Source organism: Bradyrhizobium sp. CCBAU 53340, assembly GCF_015291645.1.
GTDB lineage: Bacteria > Pseudomonadota > Alphaproteobacteria > Rhizobiales > Xanthobacteraceae > Bradyrhizobium.
Genome location: NZ_CP030055.1, coordinates 5,238,224 through 5,255,335, shown reverse-complemented (window position 1 = coordinate 5,255,335; position 17,112 = coordinate 5,238,224). Strand labels below are relative to the sequence as shown.

The following is a 17,112-nucleotide window of genomic DNA, read 5'->3' as shown; positions in this document are numbered from 1 at the left end:
GCGTGACTGAACTTCGTATCGCCATCGTCGGCTTCGGCAAGATCGCGCGCGACCAGCATGTCGGCGCGATCGCCGCCGTGCCGGGCGCGAGGCTCGCCGCAATTGCCAGCCGTAACGCGTCGCTGCCGGACCTGCCGCATTTCGCAACCATTGAGGAACTGCTGGAGAAGGGCCCGCCGATCGATGCGGTGTCGCTCTGCACGCCGCCGCAGGTGCGCCGTGCCCAGGCCGCCGCGGCGCTGGCTGCCGGCAAGCATGTCATGCTGGAGAAGCCGCCCGGCATCGGCGTCGCCGAACTCGATCCGCTTGTGGCGATGGCGACGAAAGCAAAGCGGACCCTGTTTGCAACCTGGCACTCGCGGCATGCGCCAGCGGTCGAGCCGGCACGCGAGTGGCTGGCCGCACGCCGGATCAAATCGGTGCATATCAACTGGAAGGAAGACGTCCGCGTCTGGCATCCCGGCCAGGCCTGGATCTGGGAACCGGGCGGGCTCGGCGTGTTCGATCCCGGCATCAATGCGCTCTCGATCCTGACGCGCATCCTGCCAAATCCGGTGTTCGTCACGGCGGCCGAGCTGGCCTTTCCAGCCAATTGCCAGTCGCCGATTGCCGCCAATCTGACGTTGACCACGATCGACGGCCTGCCGGTATCCGCCGAATTCGACTTTCGCCAGACCGGACCGCAGAGCTGGGATATCGTGGCAGAAACCGACCAGGGTCGGATGACTTTGTCCCGCGGCGGCAGGATCATGGAGATCGACGGCAAGGTCGTTGCGGAGGCGCCCGATGAAGAATATCGGGAGCTCTACCGGCACTTCGTCGAGCTCGCGGGTTCAGGCGCGAGCGATGTCGACCTCGCACCGCTTCGCCTTGTTGCCGACGCTTTTCTGCTCGGTAAGCGTAACATCGTCGAACCGTTTGTGGACTAGGCATGGCCGGCTCCAAAGCAACAAAAGACGATTTCGGAACGCTGCCTGATGGGCGCGATGTCGAGCGCATCGTGTTGCGCGGGGAGGGCGGGTTCGAGGCCCGCATCATCACCCACGGCGCGGTGATCCAGGCGCTGATCGCGCCGGATGCCAAGGGCAGTTGCGACGACGTCGTGCTCGGCCATGACACTTTCGCCGGCTACCTCGCCGAACGGAAGTTCTTTGGCGCGACCGTCGGTCGCTATGCCAACCGAATCGCCAATGGACAGTTCTCGCTCGACGGTGAGACCTTCCAGCTTGCCGTCAACAACGGCCCGAATGCGCTGCACGGCGGCCTCGATGGCTTCGACCGCAAGCTCTGGGGCATTGCCGAGATCGACGATGGCGCCAGCCCTGCCGTCACGCTGACCTATACCAGCCCGCATGGCGAGGAGAATTATCCAGGCAAGCTCGATGTCCGTCTGACCTATCGCGTCACCGGTCCTGCCGAGCTGTCGCTAACGATGGAGGCGCGAACCGACCGGCCGACCATCGTCAATCTCACCAACCATAGCTTCTTCAATCTGGAAGGCGCGACGTCGGGCGCATCCACGCTCGACCACAAGCTCACGGTCAAGGCCGAGCATTTCCTAGCCATCGATCCCACCGCCATTCCGCTGCCGGAGCCGCCGCGCGGCGTGGCCGGCACGCCGTTCGACTTCCGCGAGGCCCACGCTGTCGGTGCGCGCATCCGCGAAAGCGATCAGCAATTGCGCAATGGCAGGGGCTACGACCATACGTACTGCCTTGCGCGCGACGGCAAGCTCGCGCTTGCGGCCCGGCTGGAGGCGCCGCGCTCGGGGCGGATCATGGAGTTGTTCACCGATCAGCCCGGCCTTCAGGTCTATTCCGGCAACTATCTCGACGGCACGATCTCCGGCAAGGGCGGCAAGCTGATCCGGCAGTCGGACGCCATCTGCCTCGAGCCGCATATCTGGCCGAACGCACCGAACCGGCCGGACTTTCCGAGCCCGCGCCTCGATCCGGGCGGCGTCTATCGCCATCACACCATCTATCGCTTCGCAGCGAGGGCGCCATGATGGAAGAGGTGCCGACCACCGTACTCTGCGCCGAACAATGTCACCTCGGCGAAGGCCCGACCTATGACGTCTCGACAGACACCGCCTGGTGGTTCGATATTCGCGAAGGGCGCCTGTTCGAGGCGCATCTCGGTAGCCGCAGCATCCGCGTTCACGCGCTCGGCCGGATGGCGAGCGCGCTCGGGCGGATCGATACCGCGCGCCAGCTGGTCGTCGCGGAAGATGGTTGTTACATCCGCAACGTCGCCGACGGCGCGATGACGTTGTTCTGCCCGCTCGAAGCGGATAATCCCGCGACGCGCTCCAATGATTGCCGCGTGCACCAATCCGGCACGTTCTGGATCGGCACCATGGGGCGAAAGGCGGAAGCCGGTGCGGGTGCAATCTACGCTCTCCACCTCGGCAAGATCTCGATGCTGTTTCCCGGCATCAGCATTCCCAACTCGATCTGCTTCTCGCCTGACGGTGCCACCGGCTACTTCGCCGATACCGCGCGCGCCGTGCTCTATGCGGTGCCGCTCAATCCGGGCACCGGCCTGCCGCGCGGCGAGCCGGAAGTTCTACTGCGCCACACCGGCGTCGGCGGCCTCGACGGTTCGGTGTGCGATGCCGACGGGCGGATCTGGAATGCCTGCTGGGGCGCGAGCCGGGTCGATGTCTATTCGCCGCAAGGCGAGCGGCTGCGCTCGTTGCACGTGCCGGCCAAGCAGGCGAGTTGTCCGGCCTTTGTCGGCCCGGATCTGTCGCGCCTGCTCGTCACCTCCGCCTGGCAGGATATGGACGCCGAAGCGCGCGCCGCCGATCCGCAAGGCGGTTGCACGTTTCTGTTGGAAGCATCCGCACGCGGGCGTGCGGAGCCTGATGTCAAGCTCGCATAGGAGATCCGAAGCCGACCTCTACCTCTGTACTCGACGACACGAAGAAACAGTCTGACACCCAAAGGGAGTGAAGCATGTTGAAATTGAAGACGACATTTCTGGCGATGGCGCTGGCCGGCGCTGCAACGCTGGCCACGGGCCTCACCGCCTCCGCGCAGGACAAGGCAACGGTCGGCATCGCCATGCCGACCAAATCCTCCGCGCGCTGGATCGACGACGGCAACAACATGGTGAAGGTGCTGAAGGAGCGCGGCTACAACACCGACCTGCAATATGCCGAGGACGACATTCCGAACCAGCTCTCGCAGGTCGAGAACATGGTGACCAAGGGCGCCAAGGTGCTGGTGATCGCCGCGATCGACGGCACCACGCTGTCCGACGTGCTCAAGCAGGCCAAGGCCAAGGGCGTCACCGTGATCGCCTATGACCGCCTGATCCGCGGCACGCCGAATGTCGACTATTACGCGACCTTCGACAATTTCCAGGTCGGCGTGCTCCAGGCGCAGTCGATCGAGAAGGGGCTCGGCTTGAAGGAGGGCAAGGGTCCGTTCAACATCGAGCTGTTCGGCGGCTCGCCCGACGACAACAACGCCTACTTCTTCTACAACGGCGCGATGAGCGTGCTGAAGCCGTATATCGACAGCGGCAAGCTCGTCGTCGTCTCCGGCCAGATGGGCATGGACAAGGTCGCGACCCTGCGCTGGGACGGTGCCACCGCCCAGGCCCGCATGGACAATCTGCTCAGCGCCTACTACGGCAACAAGAAGGTCAACGCGGTGCTGTCGCCCTATGACGGCCTTTCGATCGGCATCATCTCCTCGCTGAAGGGCGTCGGCTACGGCAGCGCCGACCAGCCGATGCCGATCATCTCCGGCCAGGACGCCGAAGTGCCCTCGATCAAGGCGATGCTGCGCGGCGACCAGTACTCGACCATCTTCAAGGACACCCGCGATCTCGCCAAGGTGACCGCCGACATGGTCGACGCCTCGCTTGCCGGCAAGCAGGTGACGGTCAACGACACCAAGACCTACGAGAACGGCGCCAAGACCGTGCCGTCCTATCTCCTCAAGCCGGTCGTGGTGTACAAGGACAATTGGGAGAAGGTCCTGGTTGACAGCGGCTACTACAAGAAGGCGCAATTCCAGTAAGATTGAGTGCTCCGTCATTCCGGGGCGATGCGAAGCATCGACCCCGGAATCTCGAGGTTCCGGGTTCGCCCTACGGGCGCCCCGGAACGACGTGATTTAGGGACATCAAGTCAATGACCGCCATGCTGGAGATGCGCAACGTCAGCAAGAGCTTTGCCGGTGTGCAGGCGCTGCGCGACGTCAATTTCTCGGTCGAGGCCGGCCAGATTCACGCCCTCGTCGGCGAGAACGGCGCCGGCAAGTCGACCCTGATGAAGGTGCTGAGCGGCGTCTACCCCGCGGGCAGCTATGAAGGTACCATCGTCTTCGAAGGCGAGGAGCGCCGCTTCCGCGACATCAACGATTCCGAGGCGCTGGGCATCATCATCATCCATCAGGAGCTGGCGCTGATCCCGCTGATGTCGATCGCCGAGAACATTTTCCTGTCGCATCCGCCGTCAAAATTCGGCGTGATCGATCGCGACGAGGTTTACCGGCGCACCCGTGAGCTGCTGGCGCAGGTCGGCCTGAAGGAATCGCCTGATACCCTGATCACCGATCTCGGCGTCGGCAAGCAGCAGCTGGTCGAGATCGCCAAGGCGCTGTCCAAGCGGGTGCGGATGCTGATCCTGGACGAGCCGACCGCGAGCCTGAACGAGGCCGACAGCGCCGCCTTGCTGGAGCGCCTGATGGCCTTCCGCGAGCAGGGCATCGGCTCGATCCTGATCTCGCACAAGCTCAACGAGGTTGCCAAGGTCGCCGACCACATCACCGTGCTGCGCGACGGCCGCACCGTCGACGGCATCGATTGCCGCGCCGAGCCGATCCAGGAAGATCGCATCATCCGCAGCATGGTCAATCGCGATATGGCTCACCGTTTCCCGGAACGGAGCGCGAAGATCGGCGAGCCTGTCATGACCGTGGAGAACTGGTCGGTCTATCACCCGATCCATCCCGAACGGCAGGTGATCAAGAACGTCAATTTCAGCGTCAGGCGCGGCGAGGTCGTCGGCATTGCCGGCCTGATGGGAGCCGGGCGCACCGAGTTCGCCATGAGCCTGTTCGGCCGCTCCTGGGGCACCAATATCAGCGGCCGCATTGCCCTCGAGGGCCACCAGATCGTGCTGCCGAGCGTGGCCGCGGCGATCGACGCCGGCCTTGCCTATGTCACCGAGGACCGCAAGCAGCTCGGCCTGATCCTGGCCGACGACGTCCGCAAGAACATCACGCTGGCAAGCCTCGACCAGGTGGCGCCGGGCAGGGTGATCGACGACATTGCCGAGCTGAAGATTGCCAGCGACTACCGAAACCGCATGCGCATCCGCTGCTCCGACGTCTACCAGGAGACCGGCCAGCTCTCCGGCGGGAACCAGCAGAAGGTGGTGCTCTCGAAATGGCTGATGACCGACCCCAAGGTCCTGATCCTGGACGAGCCGACCAGAGGCATCGATGTCGGTGCCAAATACGAGATTTACTGTATCATTAACGAGCTGGCGGAAGCTGGCCGCGGCGTCGTGGTGATCTCCTCGGAGATGCCCGAGCTGCTCGGCATCTGCGACCGCATCTGCGTCATGAATGACGGCGCCTTCGTGGGCGAGTTCCCGGGCGCAGAGGCGACACAGGAAAAGATCATGCGCGCCATCATGCGCAACGAACGAAGCAATGGAAACGGCGCGGTCAAGGCCGCGGAAATGGGAGGATCGCAGCCATGACCGACAAGACGGTGTCGCTGCCCGAGGAGCGCCGGCACGGCAGCTTCATCAAGAACAATTTGCGCAACTACGGCATGCTGATGTCGCTGATTGCGATCATGCTGTTCTTCCAGGTCATGACCGGCGGCACGTTGCTGCAGCCGCTCAACCTGACCAATCTGGTGCTGCAGAACAGCTACATCGTCATCATGGCGCTGGGCATGCTGCTGGTGATCGTCACCGGCCATATCGACCTCTCCGTCGGATCGGTCGCGGGCTTTGTCGGCGCCGTCGCGGCGCTCCTGATGGTGACCTACAAGGTCGACTACACGCTCGCCTTCATCGCCTGCCTCGTGGTCGGCGCGGCGATCGGCGCCGCGCAGGGCTATTGGGTCGCCTATTTCAAGATCCCGTCCTTCATCGTGACACTGGCCGGCATGCTGGTGTTCAAGGGCCTGGCACTTGCCGTGCTGCAGGGCCAGTCACTCGGTCCGTTCCCGTCGACGTTCCAGAAGCTGTCGTCGGGCTTCATTCCGGAGCTGTTGCCCGAATCCGGCACGCTGCATCCGACCTCCATGCTGATCGGTGCGGTGCTGGCGCTGGCGCTGGTCTATGCCAGCGCCAAGGGCCGTGCGCGCGAGGTGTCGCACGGCATCGAGGTCGAGCCTTACGCGTTCTTCCTCGGCAAGAGCGTCGTGCTGGCCTGCGCCGTGCTCTACTTCACCTACCTGATCGCGACCTATCGCGGCCTGCCCAACGTGCTGGTGATCATGAGCGCCTTGATCGCGCTCTATGGCTTCGTCACCCGCCGCACCGTGATCGGCCGGCAGATCTATGCCGTCGGCGGCAACGCCAAGGCGGCCGGCCTGTCGGGTATCAAGACCGAGCGGCTGACCTTCTTCACCTTCGTTAACATGGGCGTGCTCGCCGCGCTGGCTGGCCTTGTCTTCGCCGCGCGCCTCAACACCGCGACGCCCAAGGCGGGTCTCGGCTTCGAGCTCGACGTCATCGCCGCCTGCTTCATCGGCGGCGCCTCGGCCTATGGTGGTGTCGGGCGCGTCGGCGGCGCCGTGGTCGGCGCCATGATCATGGGCGTGATGAACAACGGCATGTCCATTCTCGGCATCGGCATCGACTACCAGCAGGTCATCAAGGGCCTGGTGCTGCTGGGGGCCGTGTGCATCGACGTGTATAACCAGCGCAGGTAGCCGCATCGGCCGTGCCGGAGGGTGGGCAAAGGCGCAATGCGCCGTGCCCACGCATCTTACTGCGTCGTGAACAGCACCACTGCGATGGCGACGGAGAGGCTCACCGCCGAGACCGTCGCGACCGTCGACAGCACCCCCATCCGCCGTAGCGCGATGGCGAAGACGATGATGATCGGCGTCGCGGTCATCAGCCCGAGTTGTGCTTCACTCATGTCATCGTCAGCCGTTGCCTGGAACCATCATATCGGCTCACGATATGGCGGAGGGACCCGCAAAACGTTGCGTTAGCGCAAACGCCGCTCCGGCTGCTCGCACTATTTGTGCGGCGACAAAGTCGGAACCGCGCCGGTGAAATATCGATTCGGCGTCTTGATGCGGAAATCAGATGTCGGCGACGGATTGCGAGCAGGGAGAGACCGGCTGGGGCATCCTGGGAGATCTTCCCGGGGATCCCATGATCTGGGTGCTGATCTTCAGCGAGCTCGCCGCTTTCGGCCTGTTTCTCGGCGCCTTCATGGTCGCCCGGGCGATCCATCCCGCGGTGTTTGCGGCGGGGCAGGCCACCCTTGATTCCCATCTCGCCGGGCTCAACACCCTGGTTCTGGTAACCAGCGGCTGGACCGCGGCGCGCGCCACGGCCGCCGCAAAGGCCAGCAACAGAAGAGGCGCACGCGGCTGGCTGTTCGGGGCCATGGCGCTCGGCGCTCTCTTCATCGCGATCAAGCTGTTCGAATATGCCGGCGAGATCGCGCTGGGAAAGGGCCTGGAGACCAGCCCGTTCTTCACGTTGTATTTTCTCCTGACCGGATTCCATCTCCTGCATGTCGGCCTCGGCATCGTGATTCTGGCCGTGGTTTCCCGCAGCGCCAGCGTGACCGGCGTCGAGACGGGAGCCGCCTTCTGGCACATGGTCGACCTGTTGTGGATCGTCATGTTCCCGATCATCTATCTGGTGCAGAAGTGATGCTGGATCGCATCGACATCGCCTGGATCCTGCTGATCGGCCTCGCGCTCGCGACCCTTCTGGTCCCACCTCTCGTCGCGCGTCCGCTGCTCGGCAATGCCCTTCTGCTCACCTTCGCTGCGCTCAAGGGCCGCTGTATCGTGCTCGACTTCCTCGATCTCCGCGCTGCACCGGCGCTCTGGCGCGGTCTCGTCAGCGCCTGGGTCGTCGTCGTGGTGCTGTTCGCCTGGCTCGCATCCGCGATCGTCGCCCTAGTTTGACGGCGGCGCCGCGCATCGACGCGCTGCTTGCGCTTCGACAAAGAGCGATCCGCGACGATCGGCAATAAATCGCACCATCGGATTTCCTTAGGACTCAAAATGGAAAGGATTGGCAATGGCTGAACGCCTGACCAAGTCGGCCGCTCGAAACGTCTTCTACGGCGGCTCGGCCTTCTTCTTCGCCATCTTCATCGCACTGACGGCGCACAGCCATTACTACATGGCGACGACCTCCACGGATGCTTCGACGCTGACAGCGTCGGTCGCGCGCGGCAAGCACGTCTGGGAGCGCAATTCCTGCATCAACTGTCACACGCTGCTGGGCGAGGGCGCCTATTTCGCCCCTGAAGTCGGCAACGTCTGGGATCGTTGGGGCGGCAAGGAGGATCCGGCCGCTGCCCGCGAGACGCTGAAGGCGTGGATGCAGTCGCAGCCCTCGGGCGCGCCGGGCCGGCGGCAGATGCCGCAGTTCAATCTCACCGACCAGGAGCTCAACGATCTCGCCGACTTCCTGCAATGGACCTCGACGATCAAGCGTCAGAGCTGGCCGCCGAACCAGGCCGGCTGAGCGCGCTGCTTTCTTCTTTCAAGACAGAGAGAACCCGAGATGAAATATCAGACCCAGAAAGTCGCGATGCTGTATTTCTACGGCGCGCTGACCCTGTTCATGGCCCAGGTCCTGTTCGGCCTGCTCGCCGGGACCATTTACGTCCTGCCCAACACGTTGTCGGTGCTGCTGCCGTTCAACATCGTCAGGATGATCCACACCAACGCGCTGATCGTGTGGTCGTTGATCGGCTTCATGGGCGCGACTTACTATCTGCTGCCTGAGGAGACCGAGACCGAGCTGTACAGCCCGCTGCTGGCGAAGATCCAGTTCTGGATGTTCTTCGGCGCCGCGGGCGTGGCCGTGGTCGGCTATCTCTTCCACTATCACGAGGGCCGCGAATTCCTCGAACAGCCCTTCATCATCAAGGTCGGCATCGTCGTCGTCTGCCTGATGTTCCTGTTCAACGTGACCATGACGGCGCTCAAGGGCCGCAAGACCACGGTGACCAACATCCTGCTGTTCGGCCTGTGGGGCGTCGCGATCTTCTTCCTGTTCGCCTTCTACAACCCGGCGAATCTCGCGGTCGACAAGATGTACTGGTGGTACGTCGTCCATCTCTGGGTCGAGGGCGTCTGGGAGCTGATCATGGCCTCCGTGCTCGCCTATCTCATGATCAAGCTGAACGGCATCGACCGCGAGGTGGTGGAGAAGTGGCTCTATGTCATCATCGGCCTTGCGCTGTTCTCCGGCATCCTCGGCACCGGCCATCACTTCTACTGGATCGGCGCCCCCGGCTACTGGCAGTGGATCGGCTCGCTGTTCTCCACGCTCGAGGTCGCGCCGTTCTTCACCATGGTGATCTTCACGGTGCAGATGACCTGGAAGGCCGGCCGCAAGCATCCGAATCGCGCTGCGCTGTTGTGGTCGGTCGGCTGCTCGGTGATGGCGTTCCTGGGCGCCGGCGTCTGGGGCTTCCTGCACACGCTGTCGTCGGTGAACTACTACACCCACGGCACCCAGGTGACCGCCGCGCACGGCCATCTCGCCTTCTTCGGCGCCTATGTGATGCTGAACCTGTCGGTGATGGCCTACGCGATCCCGCAGATCAAGGGACGTGCACCCTATAACCAGTGGCTGTCGATGACGAGCTTCTGGATCATGTGCACGGCCATGATGGTGATGACCTTCGCGCTGACCTTCGCCGGCGTGGTCCAGGTCCATCTGCAGCGCGTGCTCGGCCAGAGCTACATGGACGTGCAGGACCAGCTCGCGATGTTCTATTGGGTCCGGCTCGGCTCCGGTGTGTTCGTCGCCATCTCCGCGCTGATGTTCGTCTGGGCGGTGCTGGTGCCCGGCCGCGAGAAGCAGGCGGTCATTCCGGCTGCGCTGCAGCCGGCCGAGTAAACGAGAATTGGCGGCCGCGGTTCGCCGCGGCCGCCTGCTTCCTGGAATGTCCGGAGAGACGTCATGAAACCTGCCCTTCACACCGTAACCTCGCTGCCCGTGCTCCCGGCCTATGTCGCCAGCGGCAACGAATGCGCTTTGTTCGAGCATGCCTGGCGAAATCAGCTTCCGGTGCTGCTGAAGGGGCCGACCGGTTGCGGCAAGACGCGTTTCGTCGCGCACATGGCCGCGCGGCTCGGCTTGCCGCTGCACACGGTCGCCTGTCATGACGATCTCACCGCAGCCGATCTCACCGGGCGCTATCTGCTGAAGGGCGGCGACACCGTGTGGACCGACGGTCCGCTGACGCGCACGGTGCGCGAGGGCGGCATCTGCTATCTCGACGAGGTCGTGGAGGCGCGCAAGGATGTCACCGTGGTACTGCATCCGCTGACCGACGATCGCCGCATCCTGCCGCTGGAGCGCACCGGCGAGGAGCTTGCGGCGCCTAAGAGCTTCATGCTCGTGGTCTCCTACAATCCCGGCTATCAGACCTTGCTCAAGGCGCTGAAGCCGTCGACGCGGCAGCGCTTCGTCGCCATCGAGTTCGGCTTCCTGCCGGCCGAGCAGGAGATTGCGGTGGTGTCCGCCGAGAGCGGGTTGCCGCTGGATCGCGTGCGGCCATTGGTCATGCTGGCCGGGCGGCTGCGTGCGCTCAAGGGGCACGATCTGGAAGAGGGCGTCTCGACCCGGCTCGTCGTCTATTGCGCGACCTTGATTGCCGCGGGCACGCCGGTCGCCGACGCGGTCCTTGCCGGCATGATCGAGCCTTTGACCGATGACGCCGACGTCAAGGCGGCCTTGCTGGACGTCGCGCGCGCCGTGATCGGGTGAGCCATGCTCGACTTCCTCGAACTGGAGGAAACGGTCGGCCGTGCTTGGCACCGGATGGTCGGCGGCACCGCGAGCTATCCGGTTCACGCTGATCACGCGGTCTCGCTCGGCGAGGTGAGGGGCCGGATCGCGGTCATGTTTCGCGCACTCGGCGGCGAGACGGGCGTGCAGATCGCCAGCGCAGGTGCACGCAGGTCAGGCCACCGGCTCGGCTGGCGGCAACGCATAGGCCTTGGCGACGAGCGTCTGGAGCAGCCGGGCCGCGACGCTGCAACCATCTTCCTGCCCGATCGCATCGCGATATGCCCCGACCGCGTGCTGAACGCTGCGCTCTATCGCTGGCTCGCAGCATGGTTCGCCGCCGCACCGGTCGAGGCGATCGCGGAAGCCGATCCGCTGCGGCGGGACCTTCTGGTGCTGCGCCGGGCGAGCGAGACCGCGGTCTGGGTGCTCGCGCAATTTCCCGGGCTCATTGCCGACTATGCGAAGCTCGCCGCGGCAACCGCGGCGGCCCGGCCGAAACGCCCCTTGCCGCGGGTCGAGCAGGAGGTCGAGCAGATCGTGCTGGCCCTGCTCGGGGCCGGAAAGGCACCCGCAGGCAAGCTATGGCCCGCGATGATGGGGACAGGTCCGCTGCCGGACAAGGCGCCACCGGGTTATCGCTCGATCCTGCCGTGTCCGCTCTGGGGCGATTGCTGGACGCGCGAGCTCTCGCCCGTGCATTCCGGAGACGACGAGTGCGCGACCGAGGCGGAGGCTGCAAGCCAGGACAACCGCAAACGTTTTGCCGTGCGCCAGCGCGAGGACAATACCACCCGCCGCGACCCCTTCGTGCTCAACCGCTTCGAAAAGATCCTGGCGATGGCCGAGATGGTCAATGTCGACCGCCCCGACGACGACAGCGACGACGAGGATGCGCAGAAGGCCGCCGACGATCTCGAGGAAATCACGCTCAGCCGTCGCAGCGGCAAGCCTGCGAGCCGCTTCAAGTTCGATCTCGACCTGCCGCCGGAAGCGCTCGACGCCTCGCGGCTAAGCGCGGATCTCACCTATCCCGAATGGGACTACCGCAGCAGCTCCTATCTGCCGGATCATTGCCGCGTGCTCGCGGGGGCGGCCTCCGAGCGGGGCGAAAGCTGGGCGCCTGATGATGCCATGCGCCGGCACATCCGCCAGGTCCGTCGCCGCTTCGAGGTGCTGCGGCCGCGTCATGAATTGTTGCGCGCCCAGGCCGACGGGCACGACCTCGACCTCGATGCGCTCGTGCGTGCACGGTGCGACCTGCGCGCCGGCAGCAGCAATGGTGGGATGGATCGCATCCACATGGCGATGCGGCCGCAAGGCCATGATCTCGCCGTCACGCTGCTCGTCGACGTCTCGCTCTCGACAGATGCCTGGGTCGACGGTTATCGCGTGCTCGACGTTGAGAAGGAGGCGCTCCTGGTGCTGGCCCATGGACTGTCGGCCTGCGGCGATCATCACAGTATTCTCACCTTCACCTCGCGCCGTCGCAACTGGGTGCGGCTCGAGACGGTCAAGGCGTTCGGCGAGCCGATGAGCGGGACAGTGGAGCGCCGGATCGGCGCATTGAAGCCCGGCTATTACACCCGGATCGGCGCTGCGGTGCGCCATGCCTCGGCCGAGCTCGCCCGCCAGCCACAGCGCAAGAAGCTGCTGCTTGTCCTCACCGACGGCAAGCCCAACGACGTCGATCACTATGAGGGGCGCTTTGCGCTCGAGGACACCCGCAAATCGGTGCAGGAAGCGCGCCGGCTCGGCATCGCCGCCTTCGGCGTGACGGTCGATGCCACCGCGCAATCCTATTTCCCGACGCTGTTCGGCCGTGGCGGCTACGCCATCGTCGGTAACATCAGGCGACTACCTGGCGCGCTGCCGGCGATCTACCGGCAGGTGGCGTTCTGAAGGAGCAGGGAAACCACCGTACCATGGTGTTCCTGCTGTGAACTATTGCTCATTAATTGGGTATATGATCGAATGTCTGGATGGACCAGGGCCGGCCAGAACCCGATCTGATCATCTTCGATTGCGACGGCGTGCTCGTCGACAGCGAGCTGCTCAGCTGTCGCTGCCTGTCCGAGATGCTGGCGAAGTTCGGCTTTGAGCTCAGCGTGGAGCAGGCGCTCGAGCTCTTCCTCGGGCGCAGCGCGAAGGCGATCGAGCAGCACTACCGCGATCTCGGGCGGGGCTTGCCTGACGATTTCCTTCCCCAATTGAAGGCGCTCGTGCTCGAGACATTTGCCGGAGCGTTGCAGCCGATCCCCGGCGTCGCTACCGTGCTGTCCGAATTGGGGACGCCGTGCTGTGTCGCTTCCTCGAGCGACCTCGACCGCGTCTCGTTGTCGCTTGATGTCACCGGCCTTGCGCCGCATTTCGGCGAGCGCCTCTACACCGCGCAGATGGTCCAGCACGGCAAGCCGGCGCCGGATCTCTTTCTCCACGCGGCCGAGAAGATGGGCGCTCAACCTTCGCGCGCGCTGGTGATCGAGGACAGCGTCAGCGGCGTGCTGGCCGCCAAGGCGGCCGGCATGATGGTCTGGGGATTTGTCGGCGGGAGCCATTATCGCGACCGCGACGGTCGCGCTATATTGTCCGACGCCGGAGCCGATCGGGTCTTCGCGCACATGAGCGAATTCTGGGAGGCGTGAGGCCGCATGGCCGCCGAGAACGAAAAATCGAGGCTCGACGACGCCGCGCGCGCCGGCTGGCTCTATTTCATTGCCGGCCACACCCAGGACGAGATCGCAAAGATGCTCCAGGTGTCGCGCGCTTCGGCGCAGCGGCTGGTGTCGCTGTGTCTCGCCGAGCGGCTCATCACGTTCCGGCTCGAACATCCAATCGCAGCCTGCATGGAATTGGCGGCGCGCCTGAAGGAGAGGTTTGACCTCAGCCATTGCGAAGTGGTGCCGGCCGATCCTGCGGCGCCGCAGTCCACCGCCGGCATTGCCGAGCGCTGCGCCAATCTGCTTGATTCGACGCTGCGCTCGGAGACGCCCGTGATCGTCGCGCTCGGGACGGGGCGGGCGGTGCGGGCCGCGGTCGAACGTGTCACCCCGATCGACCGGCCCAACCACCAGATCGTCTCGCTGGTCGGCAACATCTCCGCGGACGGCTCGGCGAGCTTCTACGACACCGTCGGCCGGCTCGCTGACCGCACCGGCGCGCGGCACTATCCGATGCCGCTGCCGTTCCTGATGTCGTCCGAGGACGAGCGCAACAAGATGGTGCGGATCGAGCCGATCGCGAAGGTGAAAGCGGTCGCGGCCAAGGCCGATTTGCGCCTGGTCGGTATCGGCCAGATGGACCAGAAAGCGCAAGTCCATGTCGACGGTTTTCTCACGCGTGATGAATTGTTCGAGATGATGCGGCAGGGCGCCATCGGCGAGATCACCGGCTGGGCCTATGATTCCAAGGGGCGGCTGCTCAAGGCCGGCACCAACAAACGCCTCACCAGCATTCCGCCGGAAGTGCCGGCAAAGACCATGACGATCGGCGCCGCGATCGGCGCGGCCAAGGTACCGGCGATCGCTGCCGCGTTGAGCGGAGGGTTGATCAATGGCCTGATCACGGACGAAGCCACCGCGAGGGCGATCCTGGAGCGGTAGGGCGTTCGACTCTCCCAAAATCTCCACGCCGTCATGGCCGGGCTTGACCCGGCCATCCACGGCTTTCTTGCAGCATCAAGAACGTGGATGCCCGGGACAAGTCCGGGCATGACGACCGTCGTCCCTCCCGCACTGCAGCACTCATAAGTTGCCGGAACGCCCGTTCGCCTGCTTGACATCTGGCAGACCTCGTCCGAACATACGCTCAACGCGTGAGCATATGCTCAAGAGCGCGGGCTAGGGAGGTTCACCGTGAAACAATTTCTGGGCGCCGTCTGCGGCGCGTCCGTACTGCTTGCCGTCCCCGCGATGGCCGAAACGACCCTGACGATTGCGACCGTCAACAACGGCGACATGATCCGCATGCAGGGGCTCACCGGCGAATTCACCAAGGCGAACCCCGATATCTCCGTGAAATGGGTGACGCTCGAGGAGAACGTGCTGCGCCAGCGCGTCACCACCGACATTGCCACCAAGGGCGGCCAGTTCGACGTGCTGACCATCGGCACCTACGAAGTGCCGATCTGGGCCAAGAAGGGATGGCTGGTGCCGCTCGCCAATCTCGGTGCCGATTACGACGTCGCCGACCTGCTGCCCAAGATCAAGGACGCGGTCTCCGTCGACGGCAAGCTGTATGCCGCGCCGTTCTATGGCGAGAGCTCGATGGTGATGTACCGCACCGACCTGTTCGACAAGGCCGGCCTGAAGATGCCGGAAAAGCCGACCTGGGATTTCGTCGTCGATGCCGCCAAGAAGCTGACCGACAAGGCGGGCGGCGTCTATGGCATCTGCCTGCGCGGCAAGGCCGGCTGGGGCGAGAACATGGCGTTCCTCACCGCCATGTCCAATTCCTACGGTGCGCGCTGGTTCGACGAGAAGTGGCAGCCGCAGTTCAACACGCCGGAATGGAAGACGACGCTGACGACCTACGTCAATCTGATGAAGGAAGCCGGCCCTCCCGGCGCGAGCTCGAACGGTTTCAACGAGAACCTCGCGCTGTTCAACGCCGGCAAGTGCGCGATGTGGATCGACGCCACGGTGGCGGCATCCTTCGTCACCAACCCGAAGGACTCCAAGGTCGCCGACAAGGTCGGCTTTGCGCTCGCGCCCAACACCGGGCTCGGCAAGAACGCCAACTGGCTGTGGGCCTGGAGTCTGGCGATCCCGGCCGGGTCGAAGAAGTCGGACGCGGCCGAGAAGTTCATCGCCTGGGCCACCAGCAAGGACTACACCAAGCTGGTAGCGTCGAAGGAGGGCTGGGCCAACGTGCCGCCGGGCACGCGCACCTCGCTCTACCAGAATCCCGAATACGTGAAAGCCGCGCCGTTCGCCAAGATGACGCTGGCCTCGATCGACGCGGCAGATCCGAACAAGCCAACCGTGAAGCCGGTGCCTTATGTCGGCGTACAATACGCGGCGATCCCTGAATTCCAGGGCATCGGCACCCAAGTGGGGCAGCAATTCTCCGCAGCGCTTGCGGGATCGATGACGGTCGATGCGGCGCTCGCTGCCGCACAGTCCGCGACCGAGCGCGAGATGAAGCGCGCCGGCTACATCAAGTGAACCCGAGCTCTCCCTGAGCTCAAACTTGCGGCCATCCTTCCATCCCCGGATGGATGGCCGCCTTCTTCTCCAGCGGAGACGTGAGCAATGGCAACCCGGCAGACGCAATTCCTTGCGCGGTCGCTGCTGACCCCGGCCGTCGGGCTCCTGTTCATCTGGATGATCGTCCCGCTGGCGCTGACGCTCTATTTCTCGACGCTGCATTACAGCCTGCTTGATCCCGGCTCCGAAGAATTCATCGGGCTGGAAAACTTCCGCTACTTCCTCACCGATCCCGCCTTTCTCGCCTCGCTCCAGAATACGCTGGTGCTGGTCGGCTCGGTGCTGGCGCTGACGATCTCGCTCGGCATTCCCCTCGCGCTGCTGCTCGACCAGCCCGTGGTGGGGCGCAACTTCGTGCGATTGATGGTGATCGCGCCGTTCTTCGTGATGCCCACGGTGAGCGCGCTGGTCTGGAAGAACCTCTTGATGCACCCGGTCTCCGGCCTGTTCGCCTGGCTCGCCGGGCTGGTCGGGTTGACGCCGATCGACTGGTTCAACGATGTGCCGCTGTTTTCGGTGATCCTGATCGTGGCCTGGCAATGGCTGCCGTTCGCGACGCTGATCCTGCTCACCGCGCTGCAATCGCTCGACGAGGAGCAGAAGGAGGCGGCCGAAATGGATGGCGCGAGCGCGGTCTCGACCTTCATCTACATCACGCTGCCGCATCTGGCGCGTCCGATCACCGTGGTGATCCTGATCGAGACCATCTTCCTGCTCACCGTGTTCGCCGAGATCTTCGTCACGACCGGCGGCGGCCCGGGCCTGCAAACCACCAACATCGCCTTCCTGATCTATTCGCAGGCGCTGATCCAGTTCGACGTCGGCAGCGCCTCCGCCGGCGGCCTCGTTGCCGTGGTAATCGCCAACATCGTTGCCTTCTTCCTCGTCCGCATCGTCGGCCGCAACCTGGAAGCCTGAGAT

Annotated in this window: 17 protein-coding genes; 16 read left to right on the top strand and 1 reads right to left on the bottom strand. The window is 64.4% G+C overall.

The annotated features are described in order from the left end of the window. The first annotated feature begins 2 nt into the window (after nucleotides 1–2). From XH89_RS25160 to mmsB, 6 genes are all read left to right on the top strand, one after another. On the top strand, nucleotides 3–929 hold the full coding sequence (locus XH89_RS25160) for a Gfo/Idh/MocA family protein (protein ID WP_194463077.1): 927 nt from the start codon (nucleotides 3–5) through the stop codon (nucleotides 927–929). A 2-nt stretch (nucleotides 930–931) separates the two neighbouring features. Further along, entirely contained in the window at nucleotides 932–2,008 is a 1,077-nt protein-coding gene (locus XH89_RS25155; protein ID WP_194463076.1) for an aldose epimerase family protein, read from the top strand. Then, nucleotides 2,008–2,886: an SMP-30/gluconolactonase/LRE family protein gene (locus XH89_RS25150; protein WP_194468617.1), complete on the top strand. Its 879-nt coding sequence runs from the start codon at nucleotides 2,008–2,010 to the stop codon at nucleotides 2,884–2,886. Before XH89_RS25155 ends, XH89_RS25150 begins: the two co-directional genes overlap by 1 nt. A gap of 74 nt (nucleotides 2,887–2,960) precedes the next feature. Further along, nucleotides 2,961–4,034, top strand: coding sequence for a multiple monosaccharide ABC transporter substrate-binding protein (chvE, locus tag XH89_RS25145; RefSeq protein WP_194463075.1), 1,074 nt, complete (start codon nucleotides 2,961–2,963; stop codon nucleotides 4,032–4,034). A gap of 113 nt (nucleotides 4,035–4,147) precedes the next feature. Further along, a complete protein-coding gene (gene mmsA / locus XH89_RS25140; RefSeq protein WP_194463074.1) occupies nucleotides 4,148–5,725 on the top strand; it encodes a multiple monosaccharide ABC transporter ATP-binding protein in 1,578 nt (525 codons plus the stop codon). Next, on the top strand, nucleotides 5,722–6,912 hold the full coding sequence (gene mmsB / locus XH89_RS25135) for a multiple monosaccharide ABC transporter permease (protein WP_194463073.1): 1,191 nt from the start codon (nucleotides 5,722–5,724) through the stop codon (nucleotides 6,910–6,912). The genes mmsA and mmsB overlap by 4 nt, the downstream gene beginning before the upstream one ends. Before the next feature lie 56 nt (nucleotides 6,913–6,968). On the opposite strand, the gene XH89_RS25130 is transcribed toward mmsB, so the two are convergent. Next, nucleotides 6,969–7,124: a hypothetical protein gene (locus XH89_RS25130; protein ID WP_164938775.1), complete on the bottom strand. Its 156-nt coding sequence runs from the start codon at nucleotides 7,122–7,124 to the stop codon at nucleotides 6,969–6,971. A gap of 173 nt (nucleotides 7,125–7,297) precedes the next feature. Here XH89_RS25130 and XH89_RS25125 point away from each other — a divergent pair, with 173 nt between their 5' ends. The 10 genes from XH89_RS25125 (at nucleotide 7,298) to XH89_RS25080 (ending at nucleotide 17,109) form a co-directional block, all read left to right on the top strand. Next, complete coding sequence (locus tag XH89_RS25125; RefSeq protein WP_194463072.1) at nucleotides 7,298–7,876, top strand: cytochrome c oxidase subunit 3 family protein; 579 nt, start codon at nucleotides 7,298–7,300, stop codon at nucleotides 7,874–7,876. Continuing rightward, nucleotides 7,876–8,136 (top strand): cytochrome C oxidase subunit IV family protein, encoded by a 261-nt coding sequence (locus XH89_RS25120; protein WP_194463071.1) that lies wholly within the window; start codon nucleotides 7,876–7,878, stop codon nucleotides 8,134–8,136. Before XH89_RS25125 ends, XH89_RS25120 begins: the two co-directional genes overlap by 1 nt. A 115-nt stretch (nucleotides 8,137–8,251) precedes the next feature. Continuing rightward, nucleotides 8,252–8,704, top strand: a complete 453-nt coding sequence (locus XH89_RS25115; RefSeq protein WP_194463070.1) for a cytochrome c — start codon at nucleotides 8,252–8,254, stop codon at nucleotides 8,702–8,704. 39 nt (nucleotides 8,705–8,743) lie between these two features. Beyond that, nucleotides 8,744–10,090, top strand: a complete 1,347-nt coding sequence (locus XH89_RS25110) for a cbb3-type cytochrome c oxidase subunit I (RefSeq protein ID WP_194463069.1) — start codon at nucleotides 8,744–8,746, stop codon at nucleotides 10,088–10,090. Nucleotides 10,091–10,153: 63 nt separating this feature from the next. Further along, the gene (locus tag XH89_RS25105) at nucleotides 10,154–10,963 is read left to right on the top strand and encodes a CbbQ/NirQ/NorQ/GpvN family protein (RefSeq protein WP_194463068.1); all 810 of its coding nucleotides are present in this window, start codon (nucleotides 10,154–10,156) and stop codon (nucleotides 10,961–10,963) included. A gap of 3 nt (nucleotides 10,964–10,966) precedes the next feature. Continuing rightward, entirely contained in the window at nucleotides 10,967–12,886 is a 1,920-nt protein-coding gene (locus XH89_RS25100; protein WP_194463067.1) for a nitric oxide reductase activation protein NorD, read from the top strand. Nucleotides 12,887–12,966: 80 nt separating this feature from the next. Further along, a complete protein-coding gene (locus tag XH89_RS25095; protein ID WP_194463066.1) occupies nucleotides 12,967–13,629 on the top strand; it encodes an HAD family hydrolase in 663 nt (220 codons plus the stop codon). Between the two features lie 6 nt (nucleotides 13,630–13,635). After that, complete coding sequence (locus XH89_RS25090) at nucleotides 13,636–14,586, top strand: sugar-binding transcriptional regulator (RefSeq protein WP_194463065.1); 951 nt, start codon at nucleotides 13,636–13,638, stop codon at nucleotides 14,584–14,586. A 309-nt stretch (nucleotides 14,587–14,895) separates the two neighbouring features. Then, on the top strand, nucleotides 14,896–16,149 hold the full coding sequence (locus XH89_RS25085) for a sugar ABC transporter substrate-binding protein (protein ID WP_246767909.1): 1,254 nt from the start codon (nucleotides 14,896–14,898) through the stop codon (nucleotides 16,147–16,149). Between the two features lie 87 nt (nucleotides 16,150–16,236). Further along, nucleotides 16,237–17,109: a carbohydrate ABC transporter permease gene (locus XH89_RS25080; RefSeq protein ID WP_194463063.1), complete on the top strand. Its 873-nt coding sequence runs from the start codon at nucleotides 16,237–16,239 to the stop codon at nucleotides 17,107–17,109. Nucleotides 17,110–17,112 lie beyond the last annotated feature (3 nt).